We start from the raw sequence: 13,975 nt of genomic DNA on the forward strand, positions 1-13,975 counted from the left end.
ATCACCTCACCTGAGTTCAGGTGCGATTTTATCGCCTCCAAATCAATAGGCCCGCTCGCCAATACCTTGAGAGCGGGCCATTCCTTTTAACGAAAACCCCAAAGATCAACGAAAGAGGAGATGAATCATGTTGAAGAAAATAGCGACGATTAGCGCCATCAGTTTCTTATCAACCATAGCGTTCGCACAGCAGTCCCCTGTCTCTCCCCACCAACCCAATCAGGCGAAGGAAACACAACCTGCCTCGAAGGCAAAGAAACTAACTCGTGCAGAGTTCGATGCCCTTATCGCTCATCCCGATCGAGTGCTGCTCATCGATGTTCGCAGACCCGATGAGATCTCTTCGATCGGAGGCTTTCCCGTCTATCTCAGCATCCAGATCAAGGACCTGAAAATCCATCTTGGAGAAATTCCTAAAGACAAACTCATCATCACAGTCTCCAATCACGCCGCGAGAGCCTCCATAGCAGCCGACCTGCTGGCAGAGAATGGTTTCGAAGTAGCAGGAGCCATCGGCGCGCAGACCTATGAGACCGAAGGTGGAGCACTGCTGAAGATCGCTGTACCCAAGCCCACCGCAGAACAGACCAGTGCAACTCATGCTGTAGCCGCTACAGAAGGCAAATAAATCGATATGCCATAACAGCTCTACCAAAAAAAGAAGATGCCCCAGCAGAGATTCTCTGCTGGGGCATCTTCTTTTCTCTCCCGACCTCTTCAATCGCAGCCCGCGCAGATCAGAAGGTGTAATGAGCAGCAAGCTGTAATGTTCTGGAACCGGTAGTTCCAGATTGCAACGTACTGATCTTGCCAAAGTTTGCATTACCAAAAACTGTATTGGGATTACCCAGGTTTGCATGGTTGAAGGCGTTAAAATCCTCCAGGCGAAACTCGATTCCCTGCTGTTCGTGGATCGCTACTCTCTTGAGCAATGTGAGATCGGCGGTTACCAGATCAGGTCCACGGCCAAAGGTGCGGGGTGCATTGCCGAAGGTATACGCGGCATTTTGGGTAAAGGCGCTTGTATCAAACCACTCAGCCGTTTTAGCCGCCCGAGATCTGGACTTCGATAGACCGTTCGGATTACCGGTCAGGTTAGGCCGCACGCCATCGGAGTAGCTGCCCGTGTTATTGGTTGCATCGATCACGCTGAGCGCCGTGCCCGAATGGATCTCGGCGAGACCGCTGATAGACCATCCGCCAACAACCTCATTCAGCCAGCCGGATTGCACGTTCACTAGCTTCCCTCTGCCAAACGGCAACTCAAGCACCCCATTGGCGATGAGCCGATTGCGAACGTCGTTACCGGAGAGACCAAAGCGATCCTTCGGGTTGTAATAATCCGTATAGGTATCTATGCCGGGATAACCGGCCAGTTCACTGCGCGACTCTTCATTATCGATGAACTTCGAGTAGGTGTAGTTCAACTGATACTGGAACCCGTGGCTATATCGCTTCTGCACACCGATATTGATGCCGTTATAACGAGACTGCCCGATATCAGGATAGAGATTCTGCACATTACTGAACTGAGGGAAAGGACGCAAGGCTTGTGGCTTTACCGTTGCGGTTCCGTTGGCCAAGGTAGCCAGATTTGCAGGGGTGATCTGGTTGATGCTCTCCGCAAAGGGACTGGCCAGGCGATGGCCAAAGGTTCCGAGATATCCGATATCAAGAAGCAGGTTGCCTGCAAACTCATGCTGTAGATCAAGGTTGGTCTGATACAGATATCCGGTTAGGCGTTTGGGTGCTATAAACTGCGGCGCAATATAGGGCGCGGTGTAAGGTGCCGCGACAGCACCGTATCCAGGCGTCAGTTGAGAAATCGTCGGAAATACAGCCAGGCCCGTCCCTTGGGTGCCGTTGTTCTTGAGCAGGAAGGCCGGCGTGCCCGCAACGGAGTTCGGAGAATTAATCGTGACGGCATTGGAAAACCCGGTGTTGAGAACGATCGGAGTGGCTTGATCGTATTCACCAGGGTAAAGAATTCCCGCTCCCCCACGAACGACTGTGTGCTCCCGTGGAGTATAGGCAAAACCAAAACGCGGCCCAAAGAGATGATCGTCAAAGTTGTTGGCATAACGGCTCTGTCCATTGATCCCTGAAAAAGTAATCACGCCAGGTGTTCCGGAGACCGGATTGATCGCCTTTGTATCAAACGAATTCTGGCGGTTGTTCTCCAGATAGCGAGGGGAGTCAACATCCCAACGCAACCCGTAGTTCAAGGTGAGTTTATTGTTCACGTGCCAGTTGTCCTGCGCGTAGAGCCCCCAACTCCAGGCTGCCGAGTATAGATACTCCGTCTCTTGACGGCTGGCGGTATTGACAACACCCAACAATAGATTCGCCAGACTGCCTGCGGCCGAGTTGGCACTGGCGCCGGCAGGAGTGAAGGTAAAGAAACCACCAGCAGAAGGAGAGTACAAGTCACCGTCTGCGGAAGTACGGTAGTCAACTCCAAACTTCAACTGATGATTCCCCCGTTGCCAGGAGAGATTATCGGTGTATTCGTTGCTGATGATGGGGGTTTGCAGCCGCTGCTGCTGCGAGGTATTGCCAATGGCAGCCAGACCGGTGAGGGTGGCTCCAGGGAAGAAAGTAGGATTCGTCCCAGGGAGCGCCAGTTGCGTGGCAGCTGCGGCATTGACCCCATGACTGATCGACAGGCCCTGGCGGTTGGTAAACGTAAAGCGCGCTTCGTTGAGCAGCGCAGAAGTGAAGGCGTGATTCCAGGTTGCGGAGGGGTTGTAGTAAAAGTTATGGGAAAGAGAGCCATAGCCATCCGTCCCTGCTGTCGGATAGACATCCAACGTATTCTCATGATCGGGCTGTGCTAAAAAGCGGAAGTAGATTGAATTCCTTTCATTGAAGGTGTGGTCGATACGCACGACATAGTCGTTATAAAGCTGCACATCCGAATCATTGGCCGCGAAATTGTTATTGTTGATCGCCGCTCCGGGAACATTCGGCAGCGGATAATAGGAAGCCAACTTTAGCCCATACGGGTCGATTTCAGAGCTGGGTAGTACGTTGAGGGTTCCGTTGTCTCCTATGGCCTGTTTTCCGGTGCGAGGATCGATAACGGGGGTAGAGATGGCCGAGAAATCTCCGATGCGCTCCGCGGCTGTAGGCACATTGAGTGAGAGGATGCTGGTCGTCGTCTCCACCTTCCCTTCGTAGGTAAAGAAGAAGTAGGTCTTGCCCTTTTTGATCGGGCCTCCGATGCTGGCTCCGAACAGCTTGTAGCTCAAAGGAGCGTTGATAGGCTTATTTGTAATAGGACTGATCGGCGCGAACTCGGGGATCGCCTGCAGATTTTGGCTGCGATAGTAGATATAGGCGCTGCCGTGGAGCTGATTGGTGCCGGATTTGGTAGTCATCTGAATAATGCCGCCACTCGATCGTCCCTGGTCAGCGGTGTAGTTGCTCACACTCAAGCTGAACTCCTGGAGCGAGTCGATAGGAAGATCGAACATCTGCGTCGGCACGCCTTGCAACAGGTTCTGTGTCGTGCCGCCATCGACCGTGTAGTTTGCATTGCCCCCGCGACCGCCGGCGATCGCAAAATAAGCACCGGAACCAGTACCACCACCAATCACAAAACCGTTGAGCCGCTGCAACTGAGTTGCGCGACGATCCACCAGCGGATAGTTGACGATGGTCTTGTTTTCAATCACATCCGAAACCGCCGAGGTTGCAGTCTGCAGCAAAGCAACGTCCCCCTGAACATCGATACGCTCTTCCACCTGTCCTGGATCCAGAACAAAGTTCACCGGCGTTGTACCTCCGGTAAAGATCTGTACACCGGACTGTACCTGGGGACTGAATCCATCCTTTTCAACCTTCAGGTTGTAGTGTCCCGGAAGCAGCACAGGAAAAGAAAAGAACCCGGAGCCATCGGAGCTTGTTTCATGGATATCGCCTGTTTCCGCCCGTATCGCGACCACCCGAGCACCAGGGATTTGCGCCTTCTGGGTGTCCTGAACGGCGCCCGAGATGGATGCTGCATTTTGGGCATTCACTCGAACTGCATTGAAACCAATCGATACCAATGCAATGAGTACAACAGGACGCACAAACGCAACTACGCGCCTGCTTATAGAAATAAGCCTCACACCTGCCTCCAGAATTTTTAGTTGTAAAAATGAAAAAGCCCACGAGAGGATCTCGTGGGCCTATGCAGCACAGACCTATAGGTCTGCCGGACTGCTAGATAGGTTGGATGACGCTCTCCACGAAGCCGCTCACATCTGCTGATTGCAGGAAGTTCGGGCAACAACGTAGAGAAATTTTCGTCAAATATTGCATTTCCCGAATACTACTAAAAATATTTCCGGATTGCAATGCTTTTATCCATCTTTCGGCGATAACTCCTCCAATAGTTGGTAACTGCTGGAGGAGTTATCTCTGTGGAGCTATAGAGCATCATCATCCCTTCGAAAGATTAGTTACTACCAGGTACTGGATTGCACAAGGAATGAAAGTACGTTAGCTTCTAAGGCACACCATGTTTGCGAACCATCAAACGCGACACTCCCTCTGTTGTCCTCTTCTGGACTAGCCCTTAACGGCTGCACGAAACGATTGCAAACCTGCAATTGCTCCTATCCCACCTCATTTCCAAACTTTTGCTTCGTTCCATTGCGGCGTTTAGGCATGGCGCAGGCATCGTAATACTGTCGGACCAATCGTCCTCCCTTTGTGCCGATCCTGTATCGTTCGCAATTCATCCCCAATATCAACCTCAAGGAGAATTCACATGAAAAAGATATCCAGACTTATCCGTACAGCCGTGGCCGCTTCCGCGCTGCTCTTCGTCTCCATCGCCTCCCACGCCGCAACGCTCCATCTCCAGGCGGAATTGAAGGCCTCCACCGAAGTTCCCCCAAAGGACAGCGCCGGAACAGGCCACCTGACCGCTACGCTGAACACCGACACGAACGAATTGACGTACCACATTGACTTCAGCGGTCTTACCGGCCCCGTGGTCGCGGCACACTTCCACGGCCCGGCACTCGAAGGAGCCAATGCAAAGCCCCAGGTCCCAATCAAAGGGAGCCCCATCACTAGTCCGGTTGACGGCAAGGTGACGTTGACACCGGAACAGTCCAAAGACTTGCTCGATGGGAAGTGGTATTTCAACCTCCATACGTCTGCCAATCCGGGCGGTGAAATTCGCGGCCAGATTGTGAAGTCGGAGTAATCCATTTAGCTGCCTGATACGGCAACCTGCAGACCTGCTCAGTGCTCCGCAGAGGACTTCCTCTTCAACCCAAGGGGAAGTCCTCGAGCCTCAGAGATGAAAGAATGACATCGTAGCTACAGAAATGGCTGTAGCCTGCTCTATCGAATCACCAACAAACAGGGGAAGAATCCAGATGGTCTTTAAATATCGCAATGCAGGAATCGTGGCCGTACTCACCGGAGCCTCTCTCACGGCTCTACTCGCTCAAAACGGTGCTCCATCCGTTGCAAGCGGCAAACGCGAAATCCTGCTGCAAACAAATCAATCGTGGAACGGCAAGCCCTATACGCACTACCCCACAGGCCAGCCGCAACTCACCATGATCAAGCTGACCATCGCACCGCACAGCGCTCTGCCGTGGCACACCCACCCCTTCCCCAATGTTGTTTACGTACTTTCCGGCACGCTCACCCTGCACGACAAAGCCAGCGGCAAGACCCAGGTCGTCCATCAGGGAGCGGCCGTCGGAGAATCGGTAGACGCTGTCCATCGGGGCGAGTCGGGAGACGAACCCACCGTGCTGCTCATCACCTATGCAGGCACACCCGGCGTTCCCACTTCAATCCCTGCTAAGGGAGAGAAAGCAGAGTACTAACTCGAAGTCCCCGCAGCTAGATAACTCTTCGGTTAACTAGTAACAAAGAATTCAGCCATCCCTTCAGCGGCGATCCTGCGGTTCCCAGGCCCATTCCGGCAACGGAGCATTCGTCTTCTGCCGGAACGCCGCGCCCGGGGGTGTCGTCCGGCTTGCTACATTGCGCTTGAGCGCAGTGTAGGCAGCGATGATGTCGGGTGGAAAGGTCGGCATGAGGGCTTCGATATCTGCCAGCATCTGCTGAACCCGCTCAGGATATTGTTTTGCTACATCGTAGCTCTCTCCCGGATCGATCGCCAGATTGTAGAGTTCAGGGCGCGGAAGCCAAGCACTCTCGCTTCTGGAGCCGCTGTCATTGATATAGATATTCCCTCCTCCTTGCGCGACTCGCAGCTTCCAATCGCCCTCCCGAACGCAGTGCAGATCGGCTCCCTGCGCACTCATCGGACTGAAGTAGAGAATAGGTTTCCGCGTTACCTCTTCGTTCCCTGTTTTGAAGAGAACATGACTGATATCGGCCCCATCCAACGGATGCTCCGGGAGCTTGAGACCGCAAAGGCCAGCAAGCGTCGGAAACAGATCGAGGTTCGAACCCCAATCGCTGACGACACGGTTTGCAGGAATCTGGCCGGGCCATCGTGCGAGCATCGGAACGCGGAAGCCCCCCTCGAACGTGGACGCCTTGCGCCCCCGCAAACCTCCGGGGCTGCCTTGAAACCATGGCCCATGATCGCTGGTGAAGAAGACGACCGTATCCGAATCCAAACCTCTCTGCCGTAACGTCTTCATCACCTCTCCGACGCTCCAGTCAATCTCCATCACCGCGTCTCCGACATCTCCGAAATGCGATTTGCCTTGGAACTCCTTCGAGGCTCGCGCTGGATCGTGGGGATAGGAGTAGGCGAGGTAGAGGAAAAAAGGACCCTCTCCGGCGTTGTCCAGAAAGTGAACCGCTTCTTCGGTGTATCGCTTCGTGAGGTCGTCGCGATCGGTCTCCGGCTCCAAAGCCGTGAGATCGCGAAGAAGCGGCAACGGCTGCATGTCGACACTGTAGGGCACCCCGAAGTAAGAGTCAAAGCCACGATTCGTGGGCAGGTACTCCGGTGCGTCGCCAAGATGCCACTTGCCGATACACTTCGTCGCATAAGTCGCGCCCTTGAAGGCGTTCGCCAACGTAACTTCATCAAGCGACATCCCCGTCTTCGAATGCGGAAAATAGGCGCCTTGCGTATGCGTTCGTTGAGCATACCTTCCCGTAAGCAGAGCGGAGCGGGAAGCCGAACAGATCGGATGTGCCGCGTTGAAATGGGTGAACCGAGTGCTCTCAAGAGCCATGCGATCGAGATTCGGCGTAGGCAGGTGAGACCCATAGCAGCCGAGATCGCCATAGCCGAGGTCATCGCAAATCATCACGATCACATTGGGAGAGTGCGATCTCTGACGGCGCTGGCCGGTCACGACGGCGGTCTCGGGTTGACTGGCTTTTGCTTCCGGGCTCAACGGCACAACACACGCCGCACTCAGCGTCTTCATAAAACTACGTCGATCGATCGGCATTCGAAAATACTCCTCAGCTAATTAGGTTCGTTCCCTACTCGCCACGCACTGAGCTCTAAGCACCAACACCAGCGATGCTACGTCTCTTCGCATTCTGTGCGGAAGGGGAATTTCCCGAGAATCGTACTCGGATTCCCTGTAAAATTAGGCTGATATGACGTATCTCCTTCGAGATCGTCTGGATGCCTAAGGCCTGCAAAGACTTGGCCAGTTCAAGGACCCTAGTGGCAAAGACGGAACTCCGTGAAGAAGAACGAGCCTCGCTCGCGCGGTTACTCGAAAGCGAGACGATGACACGGGCTCCTCGCTTATGTGCCGTCCTTCGGTATCTGGTCGACGCTTTTATAGAAGGCCGATCCAACGAGATTACCGAACAGAGCATTGGGGAAGCTGTATTCGGCAAACCGGTTGGGTACAATCCGGGTGACGATAACATCGTCCGCGTCACACTTCGTCACCTTCGCACCCGTCTCGAAGAGTTCTATCGCACCGAGGGAAAGCACGAGACCTACATTCTCGAGATCCCCAAGGGCAAGTACATTCCCTTTCTTGTTCCCCGCGAGGCAGGCCACCCAGGATCCGGCACGCCTGCAGCAGCAACACCGCCCAGACTGCTACAGGCTCTTGAAACCGATCCTACTCCTCCGCCTTCGCTGTCTTCCAGGGTTGGAATCGGCTGGCTGGTCGCCGGTGCTTTGCTGGTGCTCTCACTAGCCCTCAGCTACACCCTCTATAGGGTGGAATTCGGAAACGCTGCCAGAGCCGGATCTCAAGAAAGTTCGGGCCTGCTACAGATGCTGGTCCAGCACGGCAACCAGCTGACCGTTGTCGTCACTGATTCCAATCTGCAGGCCTATCGCGAGATCTTCAAGAAGGAGGTTTCGCTCGACTCCTATATTGATCGCTCGTACGTCCGGTCCCAACCGAACGCCGTGGATAACCTTTCTGCGGGGGCGTTGAAATATGCAAGCGGCACGACAGAAACCACTCTCACGTCCGCGATCGTCGCAGCGACCATTCAAAAAGCCGCCGCTCCGGTGGTTGTCTCTATAAGACACCCTCACGATCTGAGCCTGAGAGACTTCCAAAGTGGGAATATGATCCTGCTCGGTGGCCCCTGGATCAATCCCTGGGGTCAGTTGTTTGAGGACCGGCTCAACTTTCAACTGGTTCCCCCTCCGGACAACCCAGCCGGGTCAGTGATTCTCAATCGCCATCCCCAACCGGGCGAGCCTGCGACCTTCGTACCCCGTCAGAAGAACGGCCAGACCATCACCTACGTTCGGATCGCAGTCTTGCCGAACCTGAACAAGAGCGGCCAGGTCGTCCTGGTCGGAGCGAACAGCCTGGAATCGCTCGAGGCAGGCGGAGATTACCTGATCTCACAGGATTTCCTGAATGACCTGCTGCGTCGCTTTCAAGTCAGCTCCCTCGCGCAACTACCGTCGTTCGAGGTCGTTCTTGAGGTAAAGGGAATTAACGCAGTTCCCGGGAACATACGAGTAGTCGCCCAACGCGCTATTACCCCTTCCTCTTAGCAGCATCCCGATTCCCTGCCTCCACACAGCACTTTCCCCGTAAAAGCTCGAACTTCCCCGGAAATTCCCCTTTCATGCCGTACAAATCGGCTCCTAGGATGGTGGCCGCTAAAGAGGTGCGTCTTCTTTCGCTCCGAAACGCTGGCGTAATTCGCCAGCGAGGAGCCGAGGCGCAACTGCTGCCGGCAGACTTCACACAAGAAAAGAGAAATCCTCTATGGACCGACAGGATGTAAACCGCCACTCCTTCATCCGAGCGCAGGTGATCTGTAATCTCCCGTTCAGGGCGGCACGGATCGCGACCCGTCTGTTCGTAGTTCTTCTTCTGGTCTGTATGGCCCCCCTCGTCGAAGGGCAAGTCGCTACCGGAGACATCCTCGGCAACGTCACCGACTCCACCGGCGCGGCTATTCCCAACGCCAAGGTGCGCTTGGAGAACTTAGGAACCCATGTCCACCAACAGGCGACCTCGGGAGAAAACGGGTCCTACACCTTTACCCAGTTACAGCCAGGCACTTATCGCCTTGGCATCGGCATGAGCGGATTCAAGTTCTTTTCCAATCCTTCACTCGTTCTGATCGCCGGCGATAGAGCCCGCGTCGATGCCACCCTGCAGATAGGCGAGACGACCGAGACCGTTGAGGTCACTACCCAGCCAAGCGCTCTGCAGACCGACAGCACCAACGTCGGTTCGTCGATCGAGGCGAAGGCCATCTCCGATATTCCCCTGAACGGCCGCAACGTCTTTGGGCTCGTCCAGGTAGCGCCAGGAGCGAATGCCGGAAGCCCCAGTTCGCTCACCAGCGGCAACCGGCCGGATGATCGTCGCCAGTCAAGTTCCATCTCCGCGAACGGGCAATATGAGCTGCTGAATAACCAGCTCATCGATGGCCTCGACAACAACGAGCGCTATAAGGGCCTCATCCTGTTGCGGCCATCGGTCGAGGCGATTCAACAGGTGCGCGTTGACACGAACACCTATACCGCTGAGGTTGGCCGCACCGCCGGAGCGGCTGTAACCATCCTCACCAAATCTGGAACCGACAGTTTTCACGGCTCACTCTACGAGTTCTTGCGCAACGACGTGACTGATGCCCGTAACTACTTCGCGCGATCGTCCACACTCCCTCACAAGCCAGAGCTCCGGCAGAACCAGTTTGGTGGAAGTATCGGTGGTCCCATCCTCCACGGCAGAACCTTCTTCTTCGCCGATTTGGAGGAGTTCCGCCAGGTGGATGCAACGGGCACGGTCTACACCTCTACGGTCCCAACTCTGTATGAAGAGCAGCATCCAGGCGACCTCACAGACGTCGGTGGTCCTCTTGTCACCAAGATCGACCCCACTGCGCTGGCATACTTCAAGCTGTATCCTGCACCCAACCAGCCCGGCACATCTTTCACACCTGGAGTAAGCGTTCCTTCCAACAACTTCCTGTTTGATCCTGCTCGCACACAGAGCACAACGCTCGGGGATCTCCGGATCGACCACCACTTCAGTCCTACGGATATTCTGTTCGGTCGTTACTCCTATAACAACGTGAAGACCTTCGTCCCAGGACAGTTGCCGTCGGTTGGCTCGATCCAGCCTGGCGGAACCGCCGGCACCTTCCCCGGCACCTCGATCATTACGACCAACAATGGCCAACTGAACTACTCCCATGTCTTCTCACCACGACTGCTGTTGGAGTTGAGAACTGGCTACACCCTGTTCCTCGATCAGGTCACGGCCTTGAACTCCGGTACAAACCTCAATGACACGCCCACCTATGCCATCCCCAACGCAAACACCTGTCTGGATTGCTCAGGCCTGGCACCGATCGCGCCCGGGGGCGGCTACTCAGGCATTGGCGATGGAAATTTTCTGCCGATCCTGCTGACCGAAAGCAACTACCAGTACGCGGGAAACCTCACCTACATACGCGGCTCCCAAACGATCAAAGTCGGGGGTGCCCTGATTCGGCGTCTTGTCAGCAATCTGCAGCAGAATTACGGCAAGCCGAGTATCTCCTTCAACGGCGCTACGCCTCAGGCGGCACTCGCAGAGTTCTTTGCCGGCGATCCCTTCAACTATCAACGGCAGGGCTTGACACGCCGTCCGCACGTGCGGACGTGGGAGCCAAGCATGTTCGTTCAGGACGACTGGCGCATAAGGCCGAACCTCACCCTCAATCTCGGTCTCCGCTACGATGTGTTCACCGCCCCTAACGAGAAAGATGGATTCAACTCCGATCTCGACTTTTCTACGGGAACCCTGATCACCTCAAACACTGGTGGCATTCAAACAAACCATGCGAATCTGGCACCTCGATTCGGCTTTGCCGACTCCATCACGCCACACATGGTTGTGCGCGGCGGTTTCGGAATGACGTTCTACGCCAGCGACGTCCAGAACGCCTTCCAACTTCTGAATCCTCCATACAGCTTTGCGACCGGCACGGTCACGTCGACGACACCGCTATCGGCTGGAGTCGTTGCAGTCTCCACGCCATCGACAACAGCCCTGTCCGGATCTGTAGCAGCGAAACCCTTCGACTATAAGACGGCATACGTCGAGCAATTCAACTTGCTCCTCCAACGCGACTTCTCCGGCAACGTCGTCACCATCGGATATGTGGGTGAACTGGGCCGCCACCTGGCAGCGATGATTCCCAACGTCAATCTGCCAAGCCCGAGTGGCTCGGCAACCGTACCGTCTCCGGTCTATGCGGCGCTGCTTCCGAATGTGAACACGATTCAATACTTCGGAGACTTCGCCAGTTCAAGTTACAACTCGCTCCAGGCCACCTTCGAAAGGCGCCTGAATCACGGCCTGACACTCAACGCAAACTACACTCTCGCGCATGCACTGGACGATACCGATAACCAGTCAACAGATGGCGATGGAGGATACGGCTTGCAGCCAACGAAGATCAGCACCTATGACTACGGAAATTCGATCCTCGATGTCCGGGATCGGATCGCCGTCACCGCAAACTATGCGATTCCGTTCCACGGGACCAACCGTCTGGCCAAACTCGCGCTGGGCGACTGGCAGGTGAATGGGTTGAGCTTCTGGCAGACGGGTTCGCCGTTCTCTATCACCAGCGGCGTGACGCAGAATGGGCGCGCCTACATCAATCTGGCAACGGTAACATCCGATCGCCCTGATCGTATTGGATCGCCCTTCCTCGCTCACCCCAGCGCCACGACTGGATTCCTGAATCCGGCGGCCTTTGCCCGCCAGGCCCTTGGCACAGCCGGCAACGCCGGTCGCAACTTCATACACGGCCCTCATCAACGACGCACAGACCTCTCGTTGTTCAAGACGGTTCCGCTGCACAACTCCCTCAATCTTCAGTTCCGCGCTGAGTGCTTCAACATCTCGAACACTCCGAACTTTGCTCAACCTGGCGGCCAGATCTCCAGCTACAGCCCGACGCCTGATGCAAATGGCAGATTCGAAGCGACCAATGCAGGAAACTTCGGCATCAGCACCTCGACGACCGCTGGCTCGGCGGCCAGACAATTCCAATTCGCGGCAAAGATTACGTTCTAGAGCAGTTTCATGACGATACCTACAGATGCCCGCACCAACGGAGATGCAGATACTCTTCAAGCCCGATGAGAACAAGGGTGGCGATGGACAAGACGATTTGCACTCGTTCCATCCGAATCTTGTGAGGGCTCAACGGAATTCGACGCCACTGCGAGGCCGGGCGATTACGCAGATGACGAACCTGCGCCAGGATCACCAGGTTCAGCAAGGAGCCAACCAACGCAAGTCCCATCATTGGGACCCGAATCCAGTCCTGATGAAACCGATCCATCGCCGTTCCGACGCCGGCACTCACAGCAAGAGAACCTATCCCAATCGCGAGCCGGAGACCGTCAAGAGCCGCAAAGAATGTGCAGACGCTTTGAAGAAGGGCAAAGAAGAAGCTGGACCAGGCAATCACCTCTCGTGTCGTTCCAGTCTCATCTGGCATCGCCTTCGATAGCGGACTCTCGGAGTCTAGCGGTTTGGCAGGCGTAGCTGACATCAGAGATTGAACTCCTTGGGTAAATGCACGTTAGCTGATTCTGGTTTGATTTTATAGTTCTTACATCCGTGGGTTTCCCACGATGACAAAGAACATACATCTCCGCAGGCGGAGCTATCCCTGGTCGCCCAAAACCCGGGCCACGGCGCTCCTTCACCTTCTTATTCTCTGTTCCGTACAAGGAGCTAACTTGCGAGCGCTATGCTCTCCACCGCCGGACCGTGCGCCCTGACCTTTTTTCGCCAAAACTCCGGGATCAGATCATAGTCTCGAATCGCCGACCGCAGCTTCACCTCCGGTTCGAAGCCAACGGCCAAACGAAATACATCAGCCACCGTGATCTGGTCTTGTTCCCGGGAGACCAGTTCCATGGAATCCCCAGCCCGGACGACCCCTTCCCGCAATACGGAGGCATAGAAACCAGGCTTCGTCGCCTCCAGGAACCTCGTGACGAGATCGGCACGTTCATGCTTGATCGCTAGTTTGTAGCAAGGGCTGCGAGGCTGGGTGATCTGCACGAGCGCTGTTCCCACACGCCAGGTATCCCCAATGAAGACGTCGGTTTCCAGGACGCCCTTCGACGTGAAGTTCTCACCCAGGTCACCCGGATGGAGTTGCGGCTTACCGAGAACTTCGGCCCAAAACGGAAAGTGCTCGGAGGGATAAAAATAGACGGCTTTATCCTTTCCGCCATGATTTACCAGATCCGCTTGCGAGTCACCAACGATGCTCAGTGTTTCGACCTGAACAGGATGGCTGACTGCGCTCTTGTGGATTCCGGTCAGGATCTCCTGGCCGTTCCACCACATCTTTTGCAGACTGCTGATATTTACCGATACGATTTCGGCAATCATGATCCCGGGCCCCCTAAGCTGACTGTGCAAAGCATCTAGGGCGTGTTCACGCTATCTGAGCGCTTCGACGATGAGTGCGAAGTGGAGGAAGCCGATAAAGAGTACGTCCAGTTTCTCGAAGCGGGAGAAGATTCTTCGGAAGCCCTTGAGCCTGCGGAACAACCGCT

Annotated in this window: 9 protein-coding genes and 1 pseudogene; 5 read left to right on the top strand and 5 right to left on the bottom strand. The window is 55.2% G+C overall.

Going from position 1 to position 13,975, the window contains the following annotated elements:
* The first annotated feature begins 127 nt into the window (after window positions 1-127).
* Window positions 128-628 (top strand): rhodanese-like domain-containing protein, encoded by a 501-nt coding sequence (locus tag HDF15_RS03375; protein WP_184252844.1) that lies wholly within the window; start codon window positions 128-130, stop codon window positions 626-628.
* Window positions 629-737: 109 nt separating this feature from the next.
* Here the strand turns inward: HDF15_RS03375 and HDF15_RS03380 are convergent, their stop codons facing one another.
* On the bottom strand, window positions 738-4,022 hold the full coding sequence (locus HDF15_RS03380; RefSeq protein WP_184252845.1) for a TonB-dependent receptor domain-containing protein: 3,285 nt from the start codon (window positions 4,020-4,022) through the stop codon (window positions 738-740).
* Window positions 4,023-4,759: 737 nt separating this feature from the next.
* On the opposite strand from HDF15_RS03380, the gene HDF15_RS03385 reads away from it, so the two are divergent.
* Window positions 4,760-5,203, top strand: coding sequence for a CHRD domain-containing protein (locus tag HDF15_RS03385; RefSeq protein ID WP_184252846.1), 444 nt, complete (start codon window positions 4,760-4,762; stop codon window positions 5,201-5,203).
* A 175-nt stretch (window positions 5,204-5,378) separates the two neighbouring features.
* Entirely contained in the window at window positions 5,379-5,840 is a 462-nt protein-coding gene (locus HDF15_RS03390; protein WP_184252847.1) for a cupin domain-containing protein, read from the top strand.
* A 63-nt stretch (window positions 5,841-5,903) separates the two neighbouring features.
* Here HDF15_RS03390 and HDF15_RS03395 read toward each other — a convergent pair whose 3' ends face one another.
* Window positions 5,904-7,397, bottom strand: coding sequence for a sulfatase (locus HDF15_RS03395; RefSeq protein ID WP_184252848.1), 1,494 nt, complete (start codon window positions 7,395-7,397; stop codon window positions 5,904-5,906).
* A 224-nt stretch (window positions 7,398-7,621) separates the two neighbouring features.
* On the opposite strand from HDF15_RS03395, the gene HDF15_RS03400 reads away from it, so the two are divergent.
* Window positions 7,622-8,935: a hypothetical protein gene (locus HDF15_RS03400; protein WP_184252849.1), complete on the top strand. Its 1,314-nt coding sequence runs from the start codon at window positions 7,622-7,624 to the stop codon at window positions 8,933-8,935.
* Window positions 8,936-9,152: 217 nt separating this feature from the next.
* Entirely contained in the window at window positions 9,153-12,470 is a 3,318-nt protein-coding gene (locus tag HDF15_RS03405; protein WP_184252850.1) for a TonB-dependent receptor, read from the top strand.
* Window positions 12,471-12,489: 19 nt separating this feature from the next.
* Here HDF15_RS03405 and HDF15_RS03410 read toward each other — a convergent pair whose 3' ends face one another.
* From HDF15_RS03410 to HDF15_RS03420, 3 genes and pseudogenes are all read right to left on the bottom strand, one after another.
* Entirely contained in the window at window positions 12,490-12,954 is a 465-nt protein-coding gene (locus HDF15_RS03410; protein WP_184252851.1) for a hypothetical protein, read from the bottom strand.
* 185 nt (window positions 12,955-13,139) lie between these two features.
* Window positions 13,140-13,808, bottom strand: a complete 669-nt coding sequence (locus HDF15_RS03415) for an MOSC domain-containing protein (protein WP_184252852.1) — start codon at window positions 13,806-13,808, stop codon at window positions 13,140-13,142.
* A gap of 51 nt (window positions 13,809-13,859) precedes the next feature.
* Window positions 13,860-13,975, bottom strand: a pseudogene (locus HDF15_RS03420) (IS5/IS1182 family transposase); the annotation flags it as partial.

Source organism: Granulicella mallensis (assembly GCF_014203225.1).
Taxonomy (GTDB): domain Bacteria; phylum Acidobacteriota; class Terriglobia; order Terriglobales; family Acidobacteriaceae; genus Granulicella; species Granulicella mallensis_A.

Excerpts from the sequence above, each read along its gene's own strand:
- HDF15_RS03375 (WP_184252844.1), top strand. The coding sequence starts at position 128 with ATGTTGAAGAAAATAGCGACGATTAGCGCCATCAGTTTCTTATCAACC.
- HDF15_RS03385 (WP_184252846.1), top strand. The coding sequence starts at position 4,760 with ATGAAAAAGATATCCAGACTTATCCGTACAGCCGTGGCCGCTTCCGCG.
- HDF15_RS03390 (WP_184252847.1), top strand. The coding sequence starts at position 5,379 with ATGGTCTTTAAATATCGCAATGCAGGAATCGTGGCCGTACTCACCGGA.
- HDF15_RS03395 (WP_184252848.1), bottom strand. The coding sequence starts at position 7,397 with ATGCCGATCGATCGACGTAGTTTTATGAAGACGCTGAGTGCGGCGTGT.
- HDF15_RS03405 (WP_184252850.1), top strand. The coding sequence starts at position 9,153 with ATGGACCGACAGGATGTAAACCGCCACTCCTTCATCCGAGCGCAGGTG.
- HDF15_RS03410 (WP_184252851.1), bottom strand. The coding sequence starts at position 12,954 with ATGTCAGCTACGCCTGCCAAACCGCTAGACTCCGAGAGTCCGCTATCG.
- HDF15_RS03415 (WP_184252852.1), bottom strand. The coding sequence starts at position 13,808 with ATGATTGCCGAAATCGTATCGGTAAATATCAGCAGTCTGCAAAAGATG.